Source organism: Pantoea sp. AS142 (genome assembly GCF_037152305.1).
In the GTDB taxonomy this organism is placed as follows: domain Bacteria; phylum Pseudomonadota; class Gammaproteobacteria; order Enterobacterales; family Enterobacteriaceae; genus Pantoea.
This window is the reverse complement of record NZ_JBBCMO010000004.1, coordinates 111,032-136,103: the sequence shown is the minus strand read 5'-3', so window position 1 is coordinate 136,103 and position 25,072 is coordinate 111,032. Positions and strand designations below refer to the sequence as shown.

The following is a 25,072-nucleotide window of genomic DNA, read 5'->3' as shown; positions in this document are numbered from 1 at the left end:
CGGGGCTTTTTACATTCTGCGCTCTGTCGCGGTAAAAGCGACGCATCACAAAAGTTTGCTGTACACTTTATGTACGCACTGGCGAAAGCCAATCCTGATTTATCCGCCGCTGGTCAGCGCAGAAGACCCTGGCGGACCCGTCTGCAGAGTGCTGCAGGCGATTGTGTGACGGAGAGTGAAAATGAAGTTTGTTGATGAAGCGACAATTTTGGTCGTCGCCGGTGATGGCGGTAATGGTTGCGTTAGCTTCCGCCGCGAAAAATATATCCCGAGAGGCGGCCCTGACGGGGGTGATGGCGGTGACGGCGGTGACGTTTATCTGATCGCTGATGAAAACCTCAATACCCTTATCGATTATCGTTTCGAAAAATCTTTCCGCGCCGAGCGTGGGCAGAACGGCCAGAGCCGCGACTGTACCGGTAAACGCGGTAAAGATATCGAAGTTAAAGTGCCGGTCGGCACCCGGGTTATTGATCAGGGTACCGGCGAGACACTCGGCGACATGACGCGTCACGGCCAGAAACTGATGGTCGGCAAAGGTGGCTGGCATGGCCTGGGCAACACCCGTTTTAAATCGTCTGTAAACCGCAGTCCGCGCCAGAAAACCATGGGTACCCCAGGCGAAAAGCGTGACCTGCAGCTGGAGCTGATGCTGCTGGCAGATGTCGGGATGCTGGGCTTACCGAATGCCGGTAAATCGACCTTTATCCGTGCCGTATCAGCAGCCAAACCCAAAGTAGCGGACTATCCGTTTACCACGCTGGTGCCGAGCCTGGGCGTGGTTCGTATGGACAGCGAACAGAGCTTCGTCGTGGCCGATATTCCTGGTCTGATTGAAGGCGCAGCCGATGGCGCAGGCCTCGGTATTCGCTTCCTGAAGCACCTTGAGCGTTGCCGTGTGTTGCTGCACCTGATCGACATTGACCCCATCGATGAAAGCGATCCGGTTGAAAATGCCCGCATCATTCTCGGCGAGCTGGAGAAATACAGCGAGAAACTGTTCAACAAGCCACGCTGGCTGGTCTTCAACAAAATTGATCTCATCAGTGAAGAAGAGGCGCAGTCACGGGCTAAAGCGGTTGCTGAAGCGCTGGGCTGGGAAGATAAGTATTACCTGATCTCTGCCGCAAGCCGTACCGGTGTTAACGAACTCTGTTGGGATGTGATGAGCTTTATCAACGCTAACCCGAAAGAAGCGGAGCTTGAACAGAAGCAGCCGGAGAAAGTGGAGTTCATGTGGGACGATTACCACAAAGAAACCATTGAAAACACGGTGGAAGTAGAAGATGAAGAGTGGGATGACGACTGGGATGATGAAGACGACGAAGGCGTTGAAATTATCTATCAACGTTAACAGATCGCCTGCTATAGCGTGATATGCGATGCCCCCTTTCAGGCCTGAAAGGGGGCATCGTTCTGTCTGCAGCTAACTCATCACCGCCACGCTCAGTCGCGCACTGCAGCACAGTTGATCACGACCGTTCCGAATCTCAATCTGCCAGCTCTGGCTGCGTTTACCGAGATGTAGTGGACGGCAAACCCCCCGCACTAACCCAGCTGACACCGCACGATGATGGCTGGCATTCACTTCAACACCCACCACGCTACTACCTTCTTCAACTGCCAGATACCCGGCAATGGAGCCCATCGACTCCGCGAGCACCACGGAAGCACCGCCATGCAGTAGTCCGAACGGCTGTTGCGTCCGGGCATCGACCGGCATTGTCGCTTCCAGATAATCATCGCCTATCAGGGTAAAAACGATACCGAGATGGGCAACCAGTGAGTTCTCACCCAGGGCATTCAGGGCGGGCAGATCAATGGATCGTTTCCAGATCGCTGACATAATCAGGCTCCCAGGGTTGCGCCACCATCAACCACAATATCCTGCAGCGTCACATGGCTGGCAAGATCCGACGCGAGAAACAGTACGTTGGCCGCAATTTCCTGCGGCTGCGCAATCTTGCCGAGCGGGATGCCGAGCTTAAACTGATCCGGGAAGCCCGCAATCATCTCCTGCTCACCGGTCGGTGTATGCCACAGGCTGCGCTGCATATCGGTGTCGGTAGAACCCGGTGAAACGATATTACAGCGAACGCCATAAGGTGCCATCTCCAGACCCACGGTCAGACAGAGGCTGCGCAGCGCGGCTTTTGAAGCACCATAACCGGACATGCCGATACGCGGCGCATGAGCCGAATTAGACGCAACGGTGACGATGGCACCGCTGCGCTGTTCGCGAAAGCGTGGCAATGTTTGCTGGAACAGGTTAAACGCGCCGCCCGCATTGACGTTAAGACAGGCCTGCCAGTCAGCAAATGACAACTCATCAGTGGCACCAATACGCAAAATACCGGCTGCGTTGACCAGCACATCAATGCGTGGCTGCGCGGCCAATACGCGCTGGCAGATCGTTTTGACCTGAGCCGGATCGGCTACATCCATCGTGTGGCAGGGAAACGGGTAATCATGGCCCTGAAAACGTTGATCAAAGGCCTCGACCTGTGCGCCAGCCTGATGAAAGGCTAACGCAGTATGATAGCCGATGCCCTGGCCGGCACCGGTTACCCAGACGATTTTACCGCTAAAATCGAATGTGTGGCTCATTTCGCCGGCTCCCGCGCCAGTAGCGCCCACCAGCCATCAATGCTCGGATTTTTCGCCAGGCTGACGAAATCGATATCACGATGTACCTGACGCCAGCGTGCCGCCAGCGCCATCACGCGTACTGAGTCCAGACCGTAATCAATCAGGTTTTCATCATCTTCCGGCACCTCATCATCTTCCAGCAGCGGCAGGATCAACGCGCGCAAATCGTCTTTGCTGAGTGGCACAGGCATCAGATCGGCGGTCATCACCACTTTTCCGCTGCGGCCCGCGGTGTAGGTCAGCGCCATCATATGTTCCTCACGGCTGAAGTCAGCCAGCGCATCGGCCACCATAAACGGCTGTATATTGCGCATAAACGCATCGGTGGCGGTGGTCAGGCAGCCAATATGGGCATAGACGCCGGTGATAATCAGCTGATCGCGGCCCATCTCCTGCAGGATTGACTCCAGCGGCGAGCGGTGAAAAGCACTGTAGCGCCATTTTGTCAGGACCTGATCGTCTTCATCCGGTGCCAGCGCATCCACGATCTTCTGCTGATCGGGATGTTTATTCAGGCCCGGTCCCCACATGTCGTTGAGCAGTGCACGATCTTCATCGCTCTGCGCGTTTGGCTGAGCGGTGTAAAACACCGGAATGCCTTGCGCTTTGCAGTAGCGACGCAGGCGGGCAATATTGTCGACGACCTGCTCAACCAGCGGGCTGTTGTCGCCCCAGAAGTTGAGAAAATAGCGCTGCATATCGTGGATCAGCAGGGCGGCACGGCCCGGCTCCAGCGTCCATTTCACTTTGTTGTTCGGCAACTCGGTGGCGGCTGGCAGCGGGTAAGAGGTCAGTTGTGGAATAGCCATTGAAAATCTCCGGACAGATCAGGCTTGCGCGTGTTGATCGGCAAGTTGTTGGCGCAGACGTTTTTTGTCCACCTTTCCGACCGCGGTCAGCGGCAGGGCATCTACGCAGGTAATACGGTCGGGCAGCTTAAATTCTGCGACGCCAAGTTCACGCAGGTGACGACGCAGCGTCACCGGTTTAACCGGTTGCCGGGTAACAATAAAGGCACAGCTCTTTTCACCCATCAGCTCGTCGCTCATGGAAACCAGCGCCGCGTGGATCACATCCGCATGGCGCTGCAGCAGGTTTTCGATCTCTTCGGCTGCGATCTTTTCACCGCCCCGGTTGATCTGATCTTTCTCCCGGCCCTGCACGATGATGTTGCCAGCAGGCGTGATCTCAATCAGATCGCCAGAGCAGTAAAAGCCCTGGTCATCGAAGCTGGCGGCGTTATGTTCCGGGCTGTTGTAGTAGCCGCGGAAGGTATAAGGACCGCGCGTCATCAGGCGACCGATGGAGCCTGTTGGCAATGGATTACCCTGATCGTCGGCGACCCATACCTCGTCATCCGGGGAGATCGGGCGTCCCTGCGTGATGAGAATGGTCTGCTCATCGTCATCCAGCCGGGTGTAATTCACCAGACCTTCCGCCATACCAAATACCTGCTGCAGGGTGCAGCCGATCTCGTTCTGGATGCGCGCGGCCAGCGTTTCGCCCAGTTTTGCGCCACCGACCTGAATGCGTTGCAGCGAGGCGAGCGCAGCATTACTGTGCCATTCCTGAATCGCCTGCAGCCAGAGACTGACGGCGGGCGGAACCAGGCCGGTATCGGTAACCTGATGTTTTTCAATCAGTGGAAAGCAGAGGGTTGCGCTGGGATCGGCGGCTAAGATCACCTGTCCGCCCGCGTAAAAAACGCCCAGCGCGCCCGGCGAACTCATCGGAAAGTTATGCGCGGCGGGCAGGGCGATCAGGTAGCGGGTGTCGGCGGTAACACCGCAGATAACGTCACTCTCACGGATGCTGTAGTAGTAATCGTTATGGGTGCGCGGGATCAGTTTCGGTGTGCCGGTACTGCCACCCGACAGCTGGAAAAAGGCGACTTCATCGCCTGCGGTCGGGGTGGCCATGAAGTCACCAGCAGGTTCGGCCAGCAGGGTGTCGAGGCTGTTTTCCGTCTGAGCGTCATGACGCAGGATCACCTGTTGTAGTGAACGCTGTTCGCGGCGAAGTTGCTCAATAAACGCATCATCGGCGAACAGTGAGTGACTGCGGTCGGCAATTAGCAGCCGCGGTGAGATCTGACTGGCATAGGCGGTCAGTTCGGTGCGCTGATGGCTGAACAGGGCGTTAACCGGGGCGACGCCGATTTTGAACAGGGCAAACAGCGTCAGGTAAAATTCCGCCACGTTGCCAAGTTGCACCAGCGCCGTATCGCCTGACTTCAGGCCGCGACGCTGCAATGCCGCGGCAAGGTTGTCACTCAGCGCCGCCAGCTGGCGATAGGTAAATTGTCGGTCGCCATCAATCACCGCCACGCTGTCGCTGTCGCGATGACGCTCCAGGATGTCGGTCATCGGCAGATCGAGCCAGTACCCTTTTTCACGGTAACGTGCGGCCAGATCGTCCGGCCAGCGGCTGTAGGAAATTGTCATCCAGGTTCCTTTATTGCAGTCCAAAAGCGCGCAGCATGGTGTCAAGTTTGACGCCGGTTTCACGCCATTCTGATTCAGGTTGTGAGTCCGCCACAATGCCTGCGCCCGCAAACAGCCGCACCCGCGGGCCATTCACTGTACCGCAGCGAATGGTAACGACCCATTCGCCATTGCCCTGATCGTCACACCAGCCAATGATGCCGCCAAACAGCTGACGCTCAAACGGCTCAAGTCGCTGAATCAGCGCCTGAGCACGCTGATGCGGGAAGCCGCTGAGGGCCGGTGTCGGATGCAGCAGACAGGCCAGCGACAGCGCGTTTTCACGATCGTCCAGCACCTCCCCCCGAATCTGCGTGGCGAGATGCCAGAGTGTCGCAGTGGTCAGCAGTGAAGGTGTCTCGGGGACCGACAGCAGGCGGCTGCGCGGCTGCAGCGTGGTACGCATTGCGTCCGTCACCAGCTTATGTTCATGGCGATCTTTCGCCGAGCGCATCAGGCTGTCGCCTGAGGTCTGGTCACGCTGCGGATCGCTATTGCGCGGCGCTGAACCGGCGAGCGGACAGGAGCTGAACTGGCGACCCTGCTTACGGACCATCAGTTCAGGGCTGGCGCCAACCAGCGCGCCGCCATCGGGCAGTGGCAGATGAAAGTGATAACTGCCAGGGTTCTGCGCCACGATGCGCTGCATCAGGGCGGCAGTATCAATCGGCTGTTCAGCCATGATATCCATCAGACGAGACAGCACGACTTTATCCAGATCGCCGCGCTGCGTGGCAGCAACAGCCTGAGCAACCATGTCAATGAAGGTGTCATGATCCGGCACCGCCGTGCGACGACGAACCTGTGGCAAATCAGCCTCAACTGATGAGGCACGGGCTTTCAGATCGTCACGATTAAAGGTCTGCCAGGATTCAGGGATAAACAGCGCTGCAGGCTGCTCCACATCGAAGGGGATCGCGCCCACCAGAATGGGATGAGCAATACCCTGTTTTCTGGCAGAGGCAAAATGGTGCTGTAGTTGTTGCTGAAAATCCCCTGTCAGCTGCTCGCCTTGTTTCACCGGGGTGGAGAGGGTGGTAAAACAGCCCTGGGTAGTCAGGCTTTGCCAGGGAGAGGTAAACAGGAAACCGCGGCAGAGTGCCGGGAAATCCTGCAGCAAGGGATGTTCAAACGCCAGCGATTCCACCATAATCCCACCTGTAAACGATAAGATAACTAATAATGATTATCATTTGTATTGATGGCCAGTAACCTACGTTGATTAGCTGAAAGTGTCAATAAATACGCGGCGATTCGGCTGCATTTTCCGGTTAAATCAGCACAAAGAGCCTCTAAACTCACCCCAGTGAAGTGGACGAAAAGTTATGACTAAACATGGTGTCACATCGGCGATAGCGCTGTTTTTCCTGAGTATTTGCCTGTTCAGCGTTACCGCTGCTGCCCAGACCGGCTGGCCGCGAACTGTCGCCGGGGCAACAGGCAATATCACGCTGACCCAGGCACCCATGCGCATTGTTTCGACCAGCGTTACCCTGACCGGCTCGCTGCTGGCGATTGATGCGCCGGTCGTCGCCAGTGGCGCAACCGCACCCGGCAGTCGGCTGGCTGATAAGCAGGGATTCTTCCGTCAGTGGGGCGAAGTGGCCAAACAGCGCGGCGTAAAACGTCTCTACATTGGTGAGCCCAGTGCAGAAGCGATTGCTGCTGAAGCGCCAGACCTGATTGTGGTCAGCGCCACCGGGAATGATTCGGCGATCAAACTGGTCGATCAGCTCGCGGCGATTGCGCCGGTGCTGGTGGTGAATTACGACGATAAAAGCTGGCAGCAACTGGTGACGTTGCTGGGTGAGGCGACCGGGCATGAAGCGGAAGCTGCCGCCCGGAAAGCTGAGTTTGAGGCACGAGAAAAGGCTCTGAAAGCGAAGCTGACCCTGCCGCCGCAGCCGGTTTCAGCGATGGTGTGGAACGGGGATGGCCGGGCAGTCAATCTGTGGACGGATGCGTCGGCGCAGGGGAAATTACTGCAGCAACTGGGCTTCACTCTGGCGACGCCGCCGGCCACTCTTCAGTCTGGTCACAGCATGGGACAGCGTAAAGATATCCTGCAACTGTCAGGAGAAAATCTGGCGGCAGGCCTTAATGGTCAATCATATCTGCTGTTTGCCGCTGAAGAGCCCACCGCCGCACAGGTGATGAGCAACCCTTTCCTTGCGCAGACCCCAGCTGTGCGCGCAAAAGCGGTTTATGCGCTGGGGCTGGATAGCTTCCGGCTCGACTACTACAGCGCCAGCAATTTGCTGACGCGGCTGGAGACGCTGTTCGTTAAATCATGATCCTCTTTCCGCCGGTGCAGGCGGTTGATAGCGACGCAGACGCGCCATCAGCAGCCACATGCTGATGCCCAGCACGGTGGCTGCCAGACCAAACAGGCTGGCCGCCTGCTGCGGCAACAGCAGTGAACCCATCGCGCCAATCATCGCTGCACCTATCGCATCGCCGGTGACATTCTGCGCGGTCCAGAGGCTGTTGATCCTGCCAAGCAGCGCATCAGGCGTCAGCGTCTGGATCATCGCGTACTGCACCAGGCTGTTGATGGCACTGAAATAGCCAAAGGCCGCCAGGCAGACCAGACTCGCGCTGAACCACGGCATCAGGCTGAACAGAGCCAGCGCGATAAAGGCAGCGATGGCACTGGCCAGAATCAGGCGGCCCGGCTGCGGCGATTGTGCCAGCCGTCCGCTGGTGAGGGCACCTGTGGCAGCACCCAGCGGAACGGCGGCATACATCAGCCCTAACTCCCTCAGTCCCACCTGCCAGTGTGGCGCCAGCGCCGGATAGAGCACGCGCACCGCACTGGCTAACGTCACCAGCGCACCGACCAGCGCCGCCATGCCAACGATCGGGCTGGCAAACAGGAATTGCACGCCGCTGGCCAGTGCTTTCAGCGGATGTTCACGCGGCTGCGGCGGTGGCGCAAGCCGCGGTAACCGCAGCAGGGTTAAGACCGTCAGCAGCGTGCCAAACGCCGCCAGCCCGTAGTTCCATGCCACACTGCCCTGCGCGATGACCAGTCCGGCAATGGCGGGGGAGAGAATCGCACCAAATCGCACCGTCAGCATGGTAATCGCACCTGCTTTCATCAGATTTTCACGCCCGACCAGCGCCGGAGTCGCCGCCAGCAGCGCGGTGACGCCTATCGCGCCGAAAAAACCATCCCACAGTCCCAGCACAAAGACGGCGATCACCGATGGCGAAGGGAGCAGGGCATTGATGCATAAGGCGACAAAGCCCAGGCCACAAGTGGATCGGGCAAACAGGATCAGACGGCGGCGCTCATAGCGATCCGCCAGCACGCCGCCGGTCAGCAGGCCGATAAACATGCCGGCACCGGCCAGCGTCACCGCCAGACCCACCAGCAGCGGCGACTGCGTCAGTTGCTGAATCTGAACCGGTACCGCCACCGCCAGCATGCCGAGGGCGACGATGGAGATAAAGCGGGCGATAAAAATGGCGCGAAAGGCGGGGTGGGTTCTCAGCAGGCTGAGATCGATAAAGTGGGAGGGTTTGTTCATAACGTCGCTTTTTTGCACCCATTTTCCTCATCATTGAGTCCGGGAGTCATGGTAACATACAAAAAACGGCTAAGAACGATAACAAGTATCATTATCATAATGACTCGTGCTGCGATCTCATTGAATCGGTGAAGGTTTAAACGTTATGCGTCAACTCCGTGCAATAGCAGGTTCAGGGATGCTGCTGTTGTTGCTTCTCGTGCTCAGCCTGATGCTGGGTGCCAAATCTATCCCCTTTCATGATGTCACGCAGGCCTTATTCAGCGACTGTAACCGCGTCGATTGTGTCATCGTGCGCGATGCCCGACTGCCGCGCACCCTGGCGGGTCTGCTGGCCGGGATCAGTTTAGGTCTGGCGGGCGCGCTGATGCAGAGCCTGACGCGCAATCCGCTGGCCGATCCCGGCATTCTGGGCATTAATGCCGGTGCGGGTTTTGCGGTGGTGCTGGGCATCGCCCTGTCTGGCGCCGATTCCCCCGCTGACTGGCTAGGCTTTGCCTTTACGGGCGCACTGCTGGCCTCCCTGCTGGTGGCGCTGACCGGTGCGCTGGGCGGTGGCCGCGTTAATCCGGTACGTCTGACGCTGGCAGGCGTGGCGCTGGGCGCGGTGCTGGAGGGGTTAACCTCTGGTTTATCGCTGCTCAATCCTGACATCTACGATCATCTGCGTTTCTGGCACAGTGGCTCGCTGGATATCCGCGATTTTGCCCTTCTGCGCACTACCTTTCCGGCGGTAGTGGTCGGTAGCCTTCTGGCGCTACTGCTGGCGCGTTCGCTCAACAGCCTGAGTATGGGCGGGGATATGGCAACCGCGCTTGGCACCCGTGTGGTGCGCACTCAACTGGTGGGATTGCTGGCTATTGCGCTACTGAGTGGGGCGGCGACAGCCGCTGTTGGGCCCATCGCCTTTGTCGGCTTAATGACGCCGCATCTGGCACGCTGGCTGCTGGGTAACGATCATCGCTGGATGCTGCCGGGAACCCTCCTTATTACCCCCTGTCTGCTGCTGGCCGCCGATATTCTGGGACGACTGCTGGTGCCGGGTGAACTGCGCGTGTCGATTGTCACAGCCATTCTCGGTGCGCCGATGCTGATTGTGCTGGTGCGTCGCAAGCTGGGAAGAGGGCAGATATGAAACGGGTGATAATCAATGCGCTGCTGCTGCTGGCGGCCTGCGGGGTGTTGGCTTTTATGGGTATTACGCGCGGTACTTTGCCAATTTCTGCCAGCCAGTTATGGGCACTTCTCAACGGTGAGGCGGCGCGCAATATTCAGCTGATTGTGCTGGAGTGGCGTCTGCCGCGCGTCATGGTGGCGCTGCTGATTGGTGCGGCGCTGGGCGTAAGCGGGGCGATTTTTCAGTCGCTCCTGCGCAATCCACTGGGCAGTCCCGATATTCTGGGTTTCAATACCGGCGCTTATAGCGGTGTGCTGGTGGCGCTGGTACTGTTCCAGCAGAACATGGAAGGGATGACGCTGGCGGCACTGGCTGGCGGGCTGCTCACGGCGGGCGTGGTCTGGCTATTCAGCTGGCGCAACGGCGTGGAGACTTTTCGTCTGATTATTGTGGGCATCAGCGTGCGGGCACTGCTGATGGCGCTGAACAGCTGGCTGATTATCAGCGCATCACTGGAGGCGGCACTGAGCGCCGGACTCTGGAGCGCAGGATCACTTAACGGCATTACCTGGGCGAAAACCACGCCGGTGATTACCGTGCTGCTGTTGGCGCTGCTGGCAACAGGCATGCTGGCCCGGCGCATGCATCTGCTGGAGATGGGTGACGACACCGCCTGCGCGCTGGGCGTACCGGTTGAACGCAGCCGCGTCATGCTGATGCTGACGGGCGTGATTCTCACCGCCGCCTCTACCGCGCTGGTCGGTCCCATCTCTTTTATTGCACTGCTGGCACCACAGATTGCCCGGCGGCTCAGTGGTGGCATCCATGGTGCGCTGCCTCTGGCTGCCTTGTGCGGCGCGCTGCTGTTAACCGCCGCGGATTACGCTGCGCAGCACTTTTTCCTGCCTTATCAGCTGCCGGTTGGCGTTATCACGGTTAGCCTGGGTGGGCTCTATCTGATTGCTCTATTGGTGCGGGAGGCTGGACGCCAATGACAGTGAAAACACGTTTGCAGGGCGACGCGCTGACGCTGGGGTATGACAAAAAAATCGTGGCGGAGAATCTCACCGTCGCGATCCCCGACGGTGAATTGACCGTTATTATTGGCCCCAACGCCTGCGGAAAATCGACGCTGCTGCGCACCTTATGCCGTCTGGTCTCGCCCCTGAAAGGTGAGGTGCTGCTGGATGGCAATACGATTGCTCATTACGCGACCAAAGAGGTGGCGCGCCGACTGGGGCTGCTACCGCAAAGTTCGAATGCGCCAGCGGGCATCAGCGTCAGTGAGCTGGTGGCGCGTGGGCGTTATCCGCACCAGTCGTTGTTTGGGCGCTGGCGACAGGAGGATGAGGCGGCTGTTCAGCAGGCAATGCAGGCCACCGGCGTGGCTGATTTAGCGCAGCAACAGGTTGATACGCTCTCTGGCGGCCAGCGGCAGCGGGTGTGGATTGCGATGGTGCTGGCTCAGCAGACGCCGCTATTGCTACTGGATGAGCCGACCACCTGGCTGGATATCGCCCATCAGATCGAGTTGCTGGAATTAATGCAGGATCTCAATCAACAGCATGGCCGCACGCTGGTGGTGGTGCTGCACGATCTTAATCAGGCATGCCGCTACGCCAGCCACCTGATTGCGATGCGCGACGGGAAAATCATTGCCGAAGGCAAACCGGCAGAGATTGTGACTCCGGAACTGATTGGAGCGATTTACAATCTGCGCTGCATCATCATTAACGATCCGGTGGCCGGGACGCCAATGATTGTGCCGCTGGGAAGAGGCTGACCTGCGCTTTCTTCGGGTGGAGAAAGCGCAAAGTCAGAACGGCTCAGGGATTCAGCGAGGCCAGGCACTGCTGCAGTCGTGGCCCAATCTGTTCGAACATGCGCGGTGAGATGATCTCGACGTGCGCACAGTCCAGCGGCCAGATGGTCAGCTCGCCGACATACGGCGCCCAGGCGCGGCGCGCGTCCTGACCGGGCTGCTGAGTCTGTTCCGCCAGGAACAGGGTTGCGTGCCCACGGAAACGGGCACTGCGCGCTGTTGCCAGCAGCCGCACTGAACTGGCGTAATTGGCTTCAATGGTGGTAAACAGCGCCTCCATCCCTTCCCCCGCCTGCTGACGCTGCGCGGCGATAAACTGCTCTCGCTCACGATTAACCTCTGCCAGCACAGCCGGATCCAGCACGTTTTCGCCGCGCCGTTCATCCCAATTCTGCGTCTCTGGCGGCCAGGTATCCAGCAGCCCGAGGAAAGCGACCGTTTCACCCTCGGCCTCCAGCCGTGCGGCGATACCCTGTGCCAGCGTGCCACCCAGCGAATAGCCCAGGAAATAGTAGGGTCCCTGTGGCTGCTGCTGGCGCACCGTCGCCAGATGCGCCTCACACACCGCATCAAGGTGCTGCGCCTGGTTCAGCGGGCTGTTGATGTCGGGTGACTGAATACCCAATAGTGACCAGCGGGCATCCAGATAGCGTTGCAAGACGCTGAACTGCCAGGCAAAACCGGAGGCGGGATGGAAGCAGAACAGCGTCGGGCCAGTGGTGCGCCGCAGCGGCAATACCGCTTCAAATCCGGCGCGGGCTGTCTCCGCGGGTTCGCTGCTGAGCAGTACTGCCAACTTTTCCACCGTGGAGGCCACCATAATCTGACCCACTGACAGCGGCTGATTCAACGTCCGGCGCAGCTGTGCTGCCAGCCGCATCGCCAGTAGTGAATGGCCACCCAGCGAGAAAAAATCATCCTGTGCACTGACTGACTCACGTTCCAGCAGCGTGGCGAAAGCCTGTGCCAGGGTGGTCTCCAGACCGGGATGCGGCGCGCGACCGGTAACCGCCGTCTGGGAGTGTGGCAGTGGCAGCGCTTTACGATCCAGCTTGCCGTTGCTGCTGAGCGGTAACGCCGCCAGCTGAACAATCGCCACCGGCACCATATGCGCCGGTAACTGTGTGGTCAGAGTCTGACGCATTGCGTCGGTATCGATCGGGCCATCAGCCACCACATAGCCGACCAGCTGGCGGGCATCGCCCTGCCGATCGCTGCTGCTCCCCAGCACTACCGCATGTGTGACGGCCTGCTCAATGCCGGATAGCGCAGCCATGGCGTGGTCGATCTCGTTCAGCTCGATACGCTGTCCGCGAATTTTAAGTTGATCGTCGCTGCGGCCCAGATACTCCACCGCACCATCTGGCAGCCAGCGCGCCACATCACCGGTGCGGTACATCCGGGAGCCGTGGCCCCACGGATCGGCTACAAACCGGCTGGCAGTGAGGTCGGGACGATCAAGATAGCCATGCGCCAGCTGCACGCCGGTCAGATAGAGGTCACCCGCCACGCCAGGCGGTACCGGCTGCAGACGCGCATCCAGAATCCGTAAGCCGGTGTTCCAGACCGGGAAGCCAATCGGCACGCTGGCACCTTCAATGGCCGCCAGTTCCGGGCCAAAGGCCGGGTAGTAGCTGACATCAACCGCTGCTTCGGTCGGGCCATAAAGGTTATGCAATGGCACCTGGGTCAGCGTCTGCCACTGTCGTGACAGCTCAGTGGGCAGCGCTTCGCCGCTACAGAAGACCTGGCGTAGGGTGGCACAATGTTCCACCGCGTCATCCTCCTGCAACGAGGCGACAAAAGCTGCCAGCATTGACGGAACAAAATGGGTGGTCGTCACCCCGTATCGGGCAAATAGCTGCTGCAGCGCGTCCGGGTCGCGATGGGTATCGGGCGGTGCCATCACCAGTTGTGCGCCGACGATTAGCGGCCAGAAGAATTCCCACACCGAAACATCAAAGCTGCTCGGGGTTTTCTGCAACACCACATCATCACTGCCGAGCGGATAGTGATCCTGCATCCACAACAGACGGTTGACGATCGCCTCGTGACTGACCAGCACCCCTTTTGGCCGACCGGTCGAGCCGGAGGTATAGATGATGTATGCGCCATCATGTGGACGCGGGGCCTGCGTCAGCACATTATCAACGGGGGCTAACAGCGCATCATAAAACAGCGGTGTGACCCGAGAGAGTGCCGCCAGCCGCCCGGCCACTTCACGGCAGGTGATCAGAATTTTCGGCGCGGCATCTTCCAGCATCATCTGCAGCCGATCATCCGGGTAGCCAGTATCAAGCGGCAACCAGGTTGCGCCAATGCTGACAATCGCCTGCAGCGACAGCGATAGAAAGACCGACCGCGGCAGCGCCACGGCGACGATATCACCCTGTGTCACACCCTGCGCTATCAGCTGTTGTCCTAGCGCGGCGACCTGCTGTTGCATCTGTTGATAATTAAGCTGATGACCCTCATCCGCCAGCGCCGGGCCCTGCGGCGTACGCTGCGCCTGTCGGAGCAGCAGGCTGCTCAGGGTTTCTGTGGGAAGCGTCACGGCGGTCTGGTTGATCGCGGCGAGCTGCTGATGCTCTTGCGCCATCAGCATATCAAGCTCACCACAGGCACATGCTGGCCGGGCGGCAAGCTGCTGAAGCAGCAAGCCAAAGCGGCTGGCATGCTGCTTCAGTGTTGTGTTGCTGTAGCGCTGTGCATTGGCCAGCAACTCCAGCGTCAGGTCGCCCTGTTCGCTGAGGTAGATAGCAATCTCCAGATCGCGTACCGGGCCGGATGCCAGTTGATGAGTTACGCCTTCAATGCCGGCGAAATCGAGCTGGTAATCGAACATTTTCAGGTTAATCACCGGCCCGTAGAGCGGATCGCTGTCGCCGGAGCGACCCAGGTCGCGCTGTACCTGCTCGGCATCGTAACGCTGATGACGACGCATTTTTTTGACTTCATCCGCCAGTCGCGCGGCCAGCGCATCCAGCGGCTGTGCCGGATCGTAACGGACCGCTATTGGCAGCACGTTAATCACCGGCCCGGTTGCGCAGAGCGCCGCCGAGCCGATGCGGCGCATAAAGATGAAACCGGCGGCGAAGGCATGTTGACCAGTTAGGCGCGCCAGCCATAACGCCACCAGCGCAAAGGCGGTATCCGCTGTGCTGAGGTTGTGCTGCCGTGTGTGCGCCAGCAACGCCTGAAAAGTGTCGCGATCCACGGCAAACGTGTGGCGCAGCAGGTCGCTACTGGCGCTCTGACCGGCCAGTGGCAGAGCGGACAACGAGGCGGGCGCAGGTAACTGTGCGCCTTTCTCCAGCCAGAACTGGCGATCGCGCTGCCAGCCCGAAGATTGCTGGTAGCGCTGATATTCATCAACGACGTCGCTGAACGGCACAAACGGGGCCGGCTCCGGCGTGTCGCCGCGCTGCCAGGCACTGTAGAGATTGGCGATACGGCGGGTCAGGGCGGTGAAGCTGAAACCATCGACCACCAGATGATGGTAGCGCTGATACCAGTACCAGTGATGCTCGCCCAGCCGAAGCAGGCTGTGATGGTAAAGTGGCGCACCGCTTAGCACCCGCAGATCGCCGGACATATCCTGCTGCATCAGCGCACGTGCTGCGGCCTGCGGATCGGCGGCGTCGCGCAGATCGATCACCTCAGGATCGCGGAAAATCTGGGGTGCAGGCCACTGTAGCGGTTCGCCCTCCTGCTCCCCAAAGGCCATATTCAGCGTGTCCGCTTCCTGCATGCCAGCAACGATAGCCCGGGACAGCAGCGCACTGTTCAGCGCACCACGCAGTTCGACGAAATGTGCCACGGCGTAAGCATTGGAATGGGGCGATAGCTGGTCAGCGATCCAGATTCCAGGCTGGGCAGCGACCAGCGGCAGCATTTTTTGTTCTGTCAGCGGGTTAAGGGTGATCTCAGACATTGTCGTCTCTGTCCTGCGTCATAACCGGACGGATATCGTGCCAGTTTTCATTTAACCAGCTCAGGCAACGGGCCTGCAGCTCAGGGCCAAACACCGGTTGCCATCCTGGCGGAATGGCACCAAAAGCGGGCCATAAGCTGTATTGCTGCTGATCGTTTTTCAGCACCTGACAATCCTGCTGCGGATCGTCGAAAGGATTAAGTTGTTGCATGTCGGTCTCCTGTCCGCAGGCGCCGGGCGCGCTGACGCCGCTATCCTGCACATCCGATATCTTTTAATGGCACGCAGGCGGGGGGATATCAGTGGGTTATGGCTGTTGCCACATGGTTTTAAGGCCTGCCAGCAATCCGCCGCGCCAGCACAGCGCATCGTGACCGCCTTCAATCGGGTGGTAGCTGACCTGATGTCCTGCCACAGTCAGATCGCGCTGAAACTGCTGGTTTGCTGCCAGAATCAGCCGTTCACGCCGTCCCGCTTCCAGATAGAAGCGGCGCGGTGGGGCCTGCAACAAACCCTGCTGTAACTGTTGTGGCAGCCAGCCATTGGGGTCGCCGCGCGCGGGCCACCAGAACGACCCGGAAAGGCTTATCGCACCAGCAAAGGTTTCCGGCCAGGTCAGGGTGGCGTAAGCGGCAGAAAGACCACCAAAACTCTGTCCCACTACCAGCGTGCGGTCGGCACGAAACGGCGCCCAGCGCTGAACCTGCGGCAACAGCTCGTGCTGAATTGCCAGCCAGAAGTGAGGGTTACAGGTCAGCTCACGCGTGCGGTGTTCACGGTCGATGATGTCGGGCATGACATAGACCGCAGGGGGCAGTTCGCCAGCCTCCGTGAGTTGCTGGAGCGGGCCGGCAACCGGCATGCTGTGCGCCCAGAACTGACCATCCAGCAGCAGTGCCAGCGGACGATCGCCTGCACTGGCCTCGCCAGTGACACAGATCCAGACCTGACGCTGGTTTCCCAGCCGTTCGCTGCGCCACAAATAGTGTTGCAGAGGACTATCGGCGGCATGGCCCTCATCAACCGCACGCCATGCCTGCTGATCAGGTGCGTGTGGCAGGTGCAGTGGCGAGACCCTCATTCCACGCCCGCCCGCCCAGCTACGCAGAGGATTCAGCGGGTCGCTTTGCGCCTGCGGGAATTTCTGACTCCACCACTGACGCACTGCCTGCATATCGGCCTGCCCGGTAAAAGTCTCTTCCTGACTATCAGGAATCAGGCAGTAGCTGCCGCGCCAGCCAGCGGGCAGAGTGGTTTGCCACCACCAGACATCAGTATCGGGAACAGGTGTTAATGAGGAGGGAACCGCTGAATGATGATGATCGGTTACGCCGGTAATATTGATCCAGACGCGCCGGGTATTGGAGTGCTGCGTGTTACCCTGGGGATCGCGCCAGAAAAAGGTGACCTGACAGGTTCCCTTTTCGCCAGCTTCAACCAGAGGAATGCCCCGTTGCTGCTGCTGTTGCCACCAGCGTTCACTGCCGGTTTCTTCATTTAACCACGTCATACGCGCCATCTTTCGCTCACCCTTGATTAGGGTCATGCATGTTATAGATAATAGTATTGATAATTATTTGCATTTGCAATAGGGTGTTTCCGCTCGACAGGGAGCGCTCATACCTTCTCTGCCGCACCTGCTTTCAGACTGGCGCAAAGCGGTTCTGAAACAGGCCCGGCGAGAAGGGAAAAATGTTGCAGGCAAGGTCATGACCTTTTTATCGGCACGCCGGCAGTGGCATCCTCGCTGGCAATCCAGGAATAGAAAAATGAAAAAGTTATCCCGGCTTTCGTTCGCCTTTATGATTGAACTGGGTTTCACCGCCTCTCTCATTTCTGCCGGTGCAGTGGCTGCCGAAGCCACCCGCGACCCGGCTATCAACAGCAGCAACTCAGACACCCTCCACGACGACACCATGATGGTGACCGCCGCCGAGCAGACGTTGCAGGCACCTGGTGTGTCGACTATCACCGCCGACGAAATTAAAAAACATCCACCCGCACGCGATGTCGCCGAAATTATTCGCACCATGCCTGGCGTCAATCTGACCGGTAACTCCACCAGCGGCCAGCGCGGAAACAATCGTCAGATTGATATCCGCGGTATGGGGCCAGAAAATACTCTGATCCTGATCGATGGTCTGCCGGTGACCAGCCGCAACGCCGTGCGGCTTGGCTGGCGTGGCGAGCGCGACACGCGCGGCGATACTAATTGGGTGCCGCCAGAGATCATTGATCGCATTGAAGTGATCCGTGGTCCGGCAGCGGCCCGTTACGGTAACGGTGCAGCGGGCGGCGTGGTGAACATCATCACCAAAAAAGAGATGGATAATCAGTGGCACGGCTCATGGAGCGCCTATTACAACGTGCCGCAGCACAAGGAGGAGGGTGCGACCCGACGCACCAACTTCAGCCTTGAAGGGCCACTGGGCGATGATGTCAGTTTCCGGCTCTATGGCGGTCTGGCAAAAACCCAGGCTGATGCTTACGACATTAATGAAGGGCACGCCGCAGACCGCACCGGCAGTTATGCCGGATCGTACCCGGCGGGTCGGGAAGGCTCGATCAACAAAGATATTCATGGCCTGCTGCGTTGGGCATTTGCGCCGATGCAGGCGCTGGAAGTCGGGGCCGGTTACAGTCGTCAGGGCAACCTTTATGCCGGGGACACGCAGAACACCAATACCAACGCCCTGGTGAAAAGCAAATATGGTGATGAGACTAACCGGCTTTATCGCCAGAACTTTTCAGTTAAGTGGACCGGTGCCTGGGATAATGGCATCAGCACCAATACTTACGCGCAATATGAGAACACCCGCAATTCACGTCTGAATGAGGGACTGGCGGGCGGCACCGAAGGCATCTTCGCCAACAGCAACTTTAATACCATCCAGCTTGATGATGTGTTGTTGCACAGTGAGATCAGCGTGCCGTTTGAATGGTTGGTGAATCAGACCGCCACCTTCGGGACGGAATGGAATCAGCAGCGTATGAAGGATCCTTCTTCGACCACTCAGGCTGCCAGCTACGGTTCGATTCCGGGTATTGCTACGACCGGCCGCACACCCTATTCGCAGGCAGAGATCTTCTCGCTATTTGCCGAAGACAATATTGAACTGACCGACAGCACCATGCTGACGCCGGGCCTGCGTTTCGATCACCATTCGATTGTCGGCGATAACTGGAGCCCGTCGCTCAATCTGTCACAGGGATTGGGCGATGAGTTCACTTTGAAAATGGGGATTGCGCGTGCCTACAAAGCGCCGAGCCTCTATCAGACCAACCCGAACTATCTGCTTTACAGCAACGGTCAGGGTTGTGCCGCCAGTGCCGGTGCCTGTTATCTGATGGGTAATGACGACCTGAAGGCGGAAAACAGCATCAATAAAGAGATTGGGGTCGAATGGAAGCGCGACGGCTATCAGGCGGGCCTGACCTGGTTTCGCAACGACTACCGTAACAAAATTGATGCAGGTACATCGCCAACCGGCACCGCTTCTAACGGCAAAACCGACATCTACAAATGGGAAAATGTGCCAAAAGCGGTCGTCGAGGGGCTGGAAGGCACGGTCAATGTCCCATTCTCCGACAGCGTAACGTGGAACAATAATTTCACTTACATGCTGCAGAGTAAGAATAAAGAGACTGGCGATCGTCTGTCGATTATTCCGGAATATACGCTCAATTCGACGCTGAACTGGCAGGTGATGCAGGATCTCTCCCTGCAGACCACCCTGACCTGGTACGGTAAACAGGTTCCAAAGAAATATGATTATAAAGGTAACGCCGTCACCGGTAGCGCCACCGATCAGGTGAGCCCCTATTCGGTTGTGGGCATGAGCGGCACCTATGACGTTAATAAATATGCCAGTGTCACCGTAGGTATCGACAACCTGTTTGACAAGCGTCATTTCCGTCAGGGCAACGCGCAGACCACCGGCAATGCCACCACCGGAGCGTGGCTCTATGGCGCAGGGGCCAATACCTTTAACGAGTCGGGCCGCACCTATTATATGAGCGTGAACACCCGCTTCTGATGAAGGGGCAATAAAAAGCGCAGCGGTTGACCTGACTGCTGCGCTTTTTTATGACTGAATAATCAGTTGTTCTGATTGATGTCGCGGTAGAGACGGCTCTCAAATCGCACCAGCGGAATACGGCGAGTACGTTGATCTTCCGGTGGAACCGCATACCCGGAAAGGAACTGAACAAATGCAACCCGCGCGCCACTTGAGGTGGTAATAAAGCCCGCCAGGTTATAGACGCCCTGCAGTGAACCCGTTTTCGCCGAGACTTTGCCATCCAGCCCCGCCTCATGCAGTCCGCCGCGATACTGCAGTGTGCCATCATAGCCCGCCAGCGGCAGCATCGAAATGTAATCCAGCGTGTTGTCATTCTTCGCAATGAACTGCAACACCTGCATCATGGTTTGCGGGGAAATCAGATCATGGCGCGACAGACCGGAACCATCGACCTGAATGCTGTTGCCCATGTCGACGTTGGCTTTAGCTTTCAGGATGCGGCGAACCGCATCCTGCCCGGCGCGGAAGGTACCAGGCACATTAAAGTAGTGATGACCAATAGTGCGAAACACCGTGTCGGCAATCATGTTGTCTGATTTCTTCAGCATGGTGTGCAACAGCGTATGCAGCGGCGAGGATTGTGTAGATGCCAGTACCGTGCCCGGCTCCGTGACCTGGGTCTGGCGCACCAGATGTCCGCTGTAGTCAATCTCTGATGACCGCAATTCCGCCTTGAGGATTTCGCCAGCCCAGGCCGCGCCATCCTGTACTGCAAATGCCAGCGGCAGCGGTTCGGCACGCTGTCGCATACAGCCTGTCAGGGTGTAGCGGTTCAATTCGCCTGGCACCACATCCAGTTCGCAATATTGCCCTTCACCACTGTTGCGGCCAATGGTGCGTACCTGGCTGTACATATGCGCCGGATAATAGGAGGCGATGCGCACAAAGGCATTCTCACCCGGCGTATTAGCACTGTAGAGCGACACCGAGAAGCAGTTTTTATCAACGATTGCCGCACCTGGCGGGGCGCTGAAGCACTGGGTCATATCGTTCCATGGCCAGCCCGGCGCCATGTCGTGACTGGCAAAAACGGAGGTGTCGATAACCAGATTGCCTTTAATATGGTTAATGCCCTGCTTCTTTATCGCCGCCACCATGTTGCGCAGATCCTGACGGCTTAAGGTGGGATCACCGGCGAAACGTGCCACTAAATCGCCGTTCAGGGTGCCATCTATAATGGCGCCACGGGTTTCAAAGGTGGTCTGAAAACGGTAGTCGCCACCGAGTTCCAGCAATGCCGCCAGCGCCGTCACTACTTTCATGGTACTGGCGGGCAGGGCCATCTGTTTTCCGTGGTAATCAATGATCGGTGTTGATGCACCCACTTTCTGCACCATCAGCGCCAGATTGGCGCCGTCTGGCAGGTACTGCATGTATTCATCAACTGGCGCTGCGTGTGCCTGCAACATAAATGCGCAGCTTAATCCGGTAACAAGTCGTGAAAATCGCATAATCTCGCGGTAACTGGCAGGTGAGGGCGTCAATACTACGTTGCTGGACGGTGCAAAGTAAACGATGACCCGCAGGGAACTCTGGGGTAAAATACGTATCAAATTGCAAAACTCTTTTCTGGCCTGGAAGCATCTCCGGGTCAGGATTCTTTTATTTGCAAAAACGGGCTAATGCGCCGCAGAACGCTTTTTTCTGCAGTCACCGGTCAGGATGACATCGTTAAACAGGAAAGATGGCGAGGAGCTTAAATGAATCAGATTCCGATGACGTTAAGAGGCGCTGAAAGATTGCGCGAAGAGCTGAACGAGCTGAAAACCGTGAAGCGCCCGCGCATTATCGCCTCTATCGCTGATGCACGCGAACATGGCGATTTAAAAGAGAACGCGGAATATCACGCTGCGCGTGAAGAGCAGGGTTTTTGTGAAGGCCGTATTCAGGAGATTGAAGCCAAACTCTCTAATGCGCAGGTTATCGACGTCACTCAGATGCCGAAAACCGGACGCGTGATTTTCGGTGCAACCGTTACCGTGCTGAACGTCGAAACCGACGAAGAAGCAACGTATCGTATTGTGGGCGATGACGAAGCAGACTTTAAGCAAAATCTGATTTCGGTCAACTCGCCGATGGCGCGCGGCCTGGTCGGTAAAGAGGCCGATGATGTGGCTATCGTTAAAACCCCGGGCGGCGATGTTGAGTATGAAATCCTGAAGGTGGAATACCTTTAAGATGTTGCTACGCTTTGAAAAGCGTAAAAGCACAATGTAAAGAAAGGAAAAAGGCCGCGTTGCGGCCTTTTATCTGAGGTAAGAGCATGTCACTTTCTTTGCCCACTTAGCGTGGCAGAGAAATTTTGCTCTCTTTAGAGGGGCGATACAGCACCAGCGTTTTGCCGATCACCTGTACGTTGCTGGCACCGGTCTCACGCACGATTGCCTCAACGATCAGCTGTTTCGTTTCACGATCTTCCGAGGCGATTTTTACCTTGATCAGTTCATGATGCGACAGAGCCTGCTCGATTTCGGCCAGCACGCCTTCAGTCAGGCCATTGCCACCCAGCATAACCACTGGCTTGAGCGGATGGGCGAGGCCCTTGAGGTGCTGTTTTTGTTTGGTACTTAGATTCATCGTAGTTTTTTACTTACTCAGGGATTGAAAACGGTTCATTCTACCGCCATCTCGGGTATATCACCAAATCGACGCAACCCATTGCGTGCAGGTTTATCGCTACGATGACGATTTAGTTGGAAATATTATGACGGGTAAAAAGCGTTCGGCCAGCTCCAGCCGCTGGCTTCAGGAACACTTTAGCGATAAATATGTGCTTCAGGCGCAGAAAAAAGGGTTGCGTTCGCGTGCCTGGTTTAAACTTGATGAAATACAACAGGGTGACAAGCTTTTCAAACCCGGCATGACCGTGGTAGATCTGGGTGCTGCACCTGGTGGCTGGTCGCAATATGTCGTACAGCAAATCGGGAACAAAGGGCGAGTCATCGCCTGTGATATCCTGCCAATGGATCCGATAGTCGGTGTCGATTTCCTTCAGGGCGATTTTCGTGAAGAATCGGTGATCAATGCGCTGCTTGAGCGCGTTGGCGATCAAAAAGTTCAGGTGGTCATGTCCGATATGGCGCCGAATATGAGTGGTACACCTGCCGTAGATATTCCCCGGTCGATGTATTTAGTAGAGCTGGCGCTGGAGATGTGTCGGGATATCCTGGCACCTGGCGGCAGTTTTGTAGTGAAAGTGTTTCAGGGAGATGGCTTCGATGAATACCTGCGGGAAATTCGCTCCCTGTTTACGAAAGTGAAAATTCGTAAGCCGGACGCTTCACGTTCACGTTCACGTGAAGTGTATATTGTGGCGACTGGGCGCAAACTATAACCAAATTGCTGGAGAAGTCCGCAGCTTTGCTGCGATTCCATGTATGCAGGATCTATAGTACCCTACGCTATCTGTTAACACCGTTGTAATATGAGGTTAATCCCTTGAGTGACATGGCGAAAAACCTGATTCTCTGGTTAGTCATCGCGGTCGTGCTGATGTCAGTATTCCAGAGCTTTGGGCCCAGCGAGTCGAATGGCCGTCGGGTTGATTATTCAACCTTCCTGTCGGAAGTGAACCAGGATCAGGTCCGCGAGGCACGTATTAACGGGCGTGAAATTAACGTTGTTAAAAAAGACAGCAATAAATATACCACCTACATTCCTGTCAACGATCCTAAGTTGCTCGATAACCTTTTGACAAAAAACGTCAAAGTGGTTGGCGAACCACCGGAAGAACCAAGCCTGCTGGCTTCAATCTTCATTTCGTGGTTCCCGATGCTACTGTTGATCGGTGTGTGGATCTTCTTTATGCGCCAGATGCAGGGCGGGGGCGGTAAGGGCGCGATGTCCTTCGGCAAAAGCAAAGCCCGCATGTTGACGGAAGACCAGATTAAAACCACTTTCGCCGACGTAGCGGGTTGTGACGAAGCGAAAGATGAAGTAGCCGAGCTGGTAGAATATCTCCGTGAGCCAAGCCGTTTCCAGAAGCTGGGCGGTAAAATTCCAAAAGGTGTTCTGATGGTGGGGCCACCGGGCACCGGTAAAACATTGCTGGCCAAAGCGATTGCCGGTGAAGCGAAAGTGCCTTTCTTTACCATCTCCGGTTCTGACTTTGTGGAAATGTTTGTGGGTGTCGGTGCATCTCGTGTGCGCGACATGTTTGAACAGGCCAAAAAAGCAGCGCCGTGCATCATCTTCATCGATGAAATCGATGCAGTCGGTCGTCAGCGTGGCGCCGGTTTAGGTGGTGGTCATGATGAACGTGAGCAGACGCTGAACCAGATGCTGGTTGAGATGGATGGTTTCGAAGGTAACGAAGGTATTATCGTTATCGCCGCGACTAACCGTCCTGACGTACTGGACCCTGCGCTGCTGCGTCCGGGACGCTTTGACCGCCAGGTGGTAGTCGGCCTGCCAGATGTGCGCGGTCGTGAGCAGATCCTTAAAGTGCACATGCGTCGCGTGCCACTGGCCACTGATATTGATGCAGCGATCATTGCACGTGGTACGCCAGGCTTCTCGGGTGCCGATCTGGCCAACCTTGTTAACGAAGCGGCGCTGTTTGCTGCCCGTTCAAACAAGCGTGTAGTGTCAATGGTGGAGTTCGAAAAAGCGAAAGACAAAATCATGATGGGTGCAGAACGTCGCTCCATGGTGATGACGGAATCGCAGAAAGAATCAACTGCCTACCACGAAGCAGGCCACGCAATTATTGGTCGCCTGGTGCCAGAACATGATCCGGTACACAAAGTGACAATTATTCCGCGCGGTCGTGCGCTGGGTGTGACTTTCTTTCTGCCTGAAGGCGACGCGATAAGTGCCAGTCGTCAGAAACTGGAAAGCCAGATCTCAACGCTTTACGGCGGTCGTCTGGCAGAAGAGATCATCTACGGTGCAGAACGCGTTTCTACCGGTGCGTCCAACGACATCAAAGTCGCCACTAATCTGGCACGTAACATGGTAACGCAGTGGGGCTTCTCTGAAAAACTGGGCCCGTTGCTTTATGCAGAAGAAGAGGGGGAAGTCTTCCTTGGACGTTCTGTCGCAAAAGCGAAACATATGTCTGATGAAACTGCCCGCATCATCGACCAGGAAGTTAAGCACCTGATCGACAGCAACTATCAGCGTGCTCGCCGCATTCTGGGTGAGAATATGGACATCCTTCATGCCATGAAAGATGCGCTGATGAAGTATGAAACCATTGATGCACCGCAGATTGACGACCTGATGGCGCGCCGTGAAGTGCGTCCGCCAGCGGGCTGGGAAGATCCAGGCAGCAACTCAGACAGCAACGGTACGCCTAAGGCACCTCGTCCGGTTGATGAACCGCGTACGCCAAACCCAGGCAATACCATGTCAGAGCAGTACAACAAATAAGACGCAACATCGTCAGACAAAACCCCGGCTGGTCCGGGGTTTTTTATATCCAGATATTGATCAGTAAGGAGTTTCCGCC

General features: G+C 57.2%; 20 protein-coding genes. 9 read left to right on the top strand and 11 right to left on the bottom strand.

Annotation, left to right across the window (positions count from 1 at the left end; translation table 11 throughout):
* The first annotated feature begins 181 nt into the window (after positions 1-181).
* Entirely contained in the window at positions 182-1,354 is a 1,173-nt protein-coding gene (gene cgtA / locus WFO64_RS10055; protein WP_337011253.1) for an Obg family GTPase CgtA, read from the top strand.
* Positions 1,355-1,426: 72 nt separating this feature from the next.
* On the opposite strand, the gene WFO64_RS10050 is transcribed toward cgtA, so the two are convergent.
* The 5 genes from WFO64_RS10050 to WFO64_RS10030 are packed head-to-tail and all read right to left on the bottom strand — an operon-like array spanning position 1,427 to position 6,282.
* Entirely contained in the window at positions 1,427-1,846 is a 420-nt protein-coding gene (locus WFO64_RS10050) for a hotdog fold thioesterase (RefSeq protein ID WP_337011251.1), read from the bottom strand.
* Positions 1,847-1,848: 2 nt separating this feature from the next.
* On the bottom strand, positions 1,849-2,607 hold the full coding sequence (gene dhbA, locus WFO64_RS10045; RefSeq protein ID WP_337011249.1) for a 2,3-dihydro-2,3-dihydroxybenzoate dehydrogenase: 759 nt from the start codon (positions 2,605-2,607) through the stop codon (positions 1,849-1,851).
* Complete coding sequence (locus WFO64_RS10040; protein WP_337011247.1) at positions 2,604-3,458, bottom strand: isochorismatase family protein; 855 nt, start codon at positions 3,456-3,458, stop codon at positions 2,604-2,606. The genes dhbA and WFO64_RS10040 overlap by 4 nt, the downstream gene beginning before the upstream one ends.
* Before the next feature lie 18 nt (positions 3,459-3,476).
* Complete coding sequence (locus WFO64_RS10035) at positions 3,477-5,093, bottom strand: (2,3-dihydroxybenzoyl)adenylate synthase (RefSeq protein ID WP_337011245.1); 1,617 nt, start codon at positions 5,091-5,093, stop codon at positions 3,477-3,479.
* A gap of 10 nt (positions 5,094-5,103) precedes the next feature.
* Positions 5,104-6,282 (bottom strand): isochorismate synthase, encoded by a 1,179-nt coding sequence (locus WFO64_RS10030; protein ID WP_337011243.1) that lies wholly within the window; start codon positions 6,280-6,282, stop codon positions 5,104-5,106.
* Between the two features lie 175 nt (positions 6,283-6,457).
* On the opposite strand from WFO64_RS10030, the gene fepB reads away from it, so the two are divergent.
* Positions 6,458-7,426, top strand: a complete 969-nt coding sequence (gene fepB / locus WFO64_RS10025) for a Fe2+-enterobactin ABC transporter substrate-binding protein (RefSeq protein ID WP_337011241.1) — start codon at positions 6,458-6,460, stop codon at positions 7,424-7,426.
* On the opposite strand, the gene entS is transcribed toward fepB, so the two are convergent.
* Positions 7,421-8,665 carry an enterobactin transporter EntS gene (gene entS, locus WFO64_RS10020; protein ID WP_337011239.1) on the bottom strand — a complete coding sequence of 415 codons (1,245 nt, stop codon included), beginning with the start codon at positions 8,663-8,665 and terminating at the stop codon, positions 7,421-7,423. The genes fepB and entS overlap by 6 nt on opposite strands.
* Positions 8,666-8,810: 145 nt before the next feature.
* Here entS and fepD point away from each other — a divergent pair, with 145 nt between their 5' ends.
* From fepD to WFO64_RS10005, 3 genes are read left to right on the top strand one after another with little or no spacing between them, the layout of a single operon-like run.
* Positions 8,811-9,800 (top strand): Fe(3+)-siderophore ABC transporter permease, encoded by a 990-nt coding sequence (gene fepD / locus WFO64_RS10015; protein ID WP_337011237.1) that lies wholly within the window; start codon positions 8,811-8,813, stop codon positions 9,798-9,800.
* Positions 9,797-10,777, top strand: a complete 981-nt coding sequence (gene fepG / locus WFO64_RS10010; protein WP_337011235.1) for an iron-enterobactin ABC transporter permease — start codon at positions 9,797-9,799, stop codon at positions 10,775-10,777. Before fepD ends, fepG begins: the two co-directional genes overlap by 4 nt.
* Positions 10,774-11,565 carry an ATP-binding cassette domain-containing protein gene (locus WFO64_RS10005; RefSeq protein WP_337011233.1) on the top strand — a complete coding sequence of 264 codons (792 nt, stop codon included), beginning with the start codon at positions 10,774-10,776 and terminating at the stop codon, positions 11,563-11,565. The genes fepG and WFO64_RS10005 overlap by 4 nt, the downstream gene beginning before the upstream one ends.
* A 43-nt stretch (positions 11,566-11,608) precedes the next feature.
* On the opposite strand, the gene WFO64_RS10000 is transcribed toward WFO64_RS10005, so the two are convergent.
* The 3 genes from WFO64_RS10000 to fes all read right to left on the bottom strand — a co-directional run bounded on the left by WFO64_RS10000 (position 11,609) and on the right by fes (position 17,057).
* Complete coding sequence (locus WFO64_RS10000; RefSeq protein WP_337011231.1) at positions 11,609-15,538, bottom strand: enterobactin synthase subunit F; 3,930 nt, start codon at positions 15,536-15,538, stop codon at positions 11,609-11,611.
* A complete protein-coding gene (locus WFO64_RS09995; RefSeq protein ID WP_337011229.1) occupies positions 15,531-15,749 on the bottom strand; it encodes an MbtH family protein in 219 nt (72 codons plus the stop codon). Before WFO64_RS09995 ends, WFO64_RS10000 begins: the two co-directional genes overlap by 8 nt.
* 96 nt (positions 15,750-15,845) lie before the next feature.
* Entirely contained in the window at positions 15,846-17,057 is a 1,212-nt protein-coding gene (gene fes, locus WFO64_RS09990; RefSeq protein WP_337011228.1) for an enterochelin esterase, read from the bottom strand.
* Between the two features lie 250 nt (positions 17,058-17,307).
* Here fes and WFO64_RS09985 point away from each other — a divergent pair, with 250 nt between their 5' ends.
* Positions 17,308-19,575 carry a TonB-dependent siderophore receptor gene (locus WFO64_RS09985; RefSeq protein ID WP_337011226.1) on the top strand — a complete coding sequence of 756 codons (2,268 nt, stop codon included), beginning with the start codon at positions 17,308-17,310 and terminating at the stop codon, positions 19,573-19,575.
* Positions 19,576-19,637: 62 nt separating this feature from the next.
* On the opposite strand, the gene dacB is transcribed toward WFO64_RS09985, so the two are convergent.
* Positions 19,638-21,071: a serine-type D-Ala-D-Ala carboxypeptidase gene (gene dacB, locus WFO64_RS09980; RefSeq protein WP_337011224.1), complete on the bottom strand. Its 1,434-nt coding sequence runs from the start codon at positions 21,069-21,071 to the stop codon at positions 19,638-19,640.
* A gap of 249 nt (positions 21,072-21,320) precedes the next feature.
* Between dacB and greA the strand changes: the two genes are divergently transcribed.
* Positions 21,321-21,797: a transcription elongation factor GreA gene (greA, locus tag WFO64_RS09975; RefSeq protein WP_010251811.1), complete on the top strand. Its 477-nt coding sequence runs from the start codon at positions 21,321-21,323 to the stop codon at positions 21,795-21,797.
* A gap of 106 nt (positions 21,798-21,903) precedes the next feature.
* On the opposite strand, the gene yhbY is transcribed toward greA, so the two are convergent.
* Entirely contained in the window at positions 21,904-22,197 is a 294-nt protein-coding gene (gene yhbY, locus WFO64_RS09970; RefSeq protein ID WP_010251809.1) for a ribosome assembly RNA-binding protein YhbY, read from the bottom strand.
* Between the two features lie 127 nt (positions 22,198-22,324).
* On the opposite strand from yhbY, the gene rlmE reads away from it, so the two are divergent.
* Both rlmE and ftsH read left to right on the top strand, forming a co-directional pair.
* Entirely contained in the window at positions 22,325-22,954 is a 630-nt protein-coding gene (gene rlmE / locus WFO64_RS09965) for a 23S rRNA (uridine(2552)-2'-O)-methyltransferase RlmE (protein ID WP_031375418.1), read from the top strand.
* A gap of 113 nt (positions 22,955-23,067) precedes the next feature.
* On the top strand, positions 23,068-24,993 hold the full coding sequence (gene ftsH / locus WFO64_RS09960) for an ATP-dependent zinc metalloprotease FtsH (protein ID WP_033743100.1): 1,926 nt from the start codon (positions 23,068-23,070) through the stop codon (positions 24,991-24,993).
* The last annotated feature ends 79 nt before the right edge of the window (positions 24,994-25,072 follow it).

Excerpts from the sequence above, each read along its gene's own strand:
- WFO64_RS10040 (WP_337011247.1), bottom strand. The coding sequence starts at position 3,458 with ATGGCTATTCCACAACTGACCTCTTACCCGCTGCCAGCCGCCACCGAG.
- dacB (WP_337011224.1), bottom strand. The coding sequence starts at position 21,071 with ATGCGATTTTCACGACTTGTTACCGGATTAAGCTGCGCATTTATGTTG.
- WFO64_RS10005 (WP_337011233.1), top strand. The coding sequence starts at position 10,774 with ATGACAGTGAAAACACGTTTGCAGGGCGACGCGCTGACGCTGGGGTAT.
- fes (WP_337011228.1), bottom strand. The coding sequence starts at position 17,057 with ATGGCGCGTATGACGTGGTTAAATGAAGAAACCGGCAGTGAACGCTGG.
- fepB (WP_337011241.1), top strand. The coding sequence starts at position 6,458 with ATGACTAAACATGGTGTCACATCGGCGATAGCGCTGTTTTTCCTGAGT.
- fepD (WP_337011237.1), top strand. The coding sequence starts at position 8,811 with ATGCGTCAACTCCGTGCAATAGCAGGTTCAGGGATGCTGCTGTTGTTG.
- WFO64_RS10030 (WP_337011243.1), bottom strand. The coding sequence starts at position 6,282 with ATGGTGGAATCGCTGGCGTTTGAACATCCCTTGCTGCAGGATTTCCCG.
- greA (WP_010251811.1), top strand. The coding sequence starts at position 21,321 with ATGAATCAGATTCCGATGACGTTAAGAGGCGCTGAAAGATTGCGCGAA.
- rlmE (WP_031375418.1), top strand. The coding sequence starts at position 22,325 with ATGACGGGTAAAAAGCGTTCGGCCAGCTCCAGCCGCTGGCTTCAGGAA.
- WFO64_RS09995 (WP_337011229.1), bottom strand. The coding sequence starts at position 15,749 with ATGCAACAACTTAATCCTTTCGACGATCCGCAGCAGGATTGTCAGGTG.
- WFO64_RS10035 (WP_337011245.1), bottom strand. The coding sequence starts at position 5,093 with ATGACAATTTCCTACAGCCGCTGGCCGGACGATCTGGCCGCACGTTAC.
- cgtA (WP_337011253.1), top strand. The coding sequence starts at position 182 with ATGAAGTTTGTTGATGAAGCGACAATTTTGGTCGTCGCCGGTGATGGC.
- WFO64_RS10050 (WP_337011251.1), bottom strand. The coding sequence starts at position 1,846 with ATGTCAGCGATCTGGAAACGATCCATTGATCTGCCCGCCCTGAATGCC.
- ftsH (WP_033743100.1), top strand. The coding sequence starts at position 23,068 with ATGGCGAAAAACCTGATTCTCTGGTTAGTCATCGCGGTCGTGCTGATG.
- yhbY (WP_010251809.1), bottom strand. The coding sequence starts at position 22,197 with ATGAATCTAAGTACCAAACAAAAACAGCACCTCAAGGGCCTCGCCCAT.
- WFO64_RS10000 (WP_337011231.1), bottom strand. The coding sequence starts at position 15,538 with ATGTCTGAGATCACCCTTAACCCGCTGACAGAACAAAAAATGCTGCCG.
- WFO64_RS09985 (WP_337011226.1), top strand. The coding sequence starts at position 17,308 with ATGAAAAAGTTATCCCGGCTTTCGTTCGCCTTTATGATTGAACTGGGT.
- dhbA (WP_337011249.1), bottom strand. The coding sequence starts at position 2,607 with ATGAGCCACACATTCGATTTTAGCGGTAAAATCGTCTGGGTAACCGGT.
- entS (WP_337011239.1), bottom strand. The coding sequence starts at position 8,665 with ATGAACAAACCCTCCCACTTTATCGATCTCAGCCTGCTGAGAACCCAC.
- fepG (WP_337011235.1), top strand. The coding sequence starts at position 9,797 with ATGAAACGGGTGATAATCAATGCGCTGCTGCTGCTGGCGGCCTGCGGG.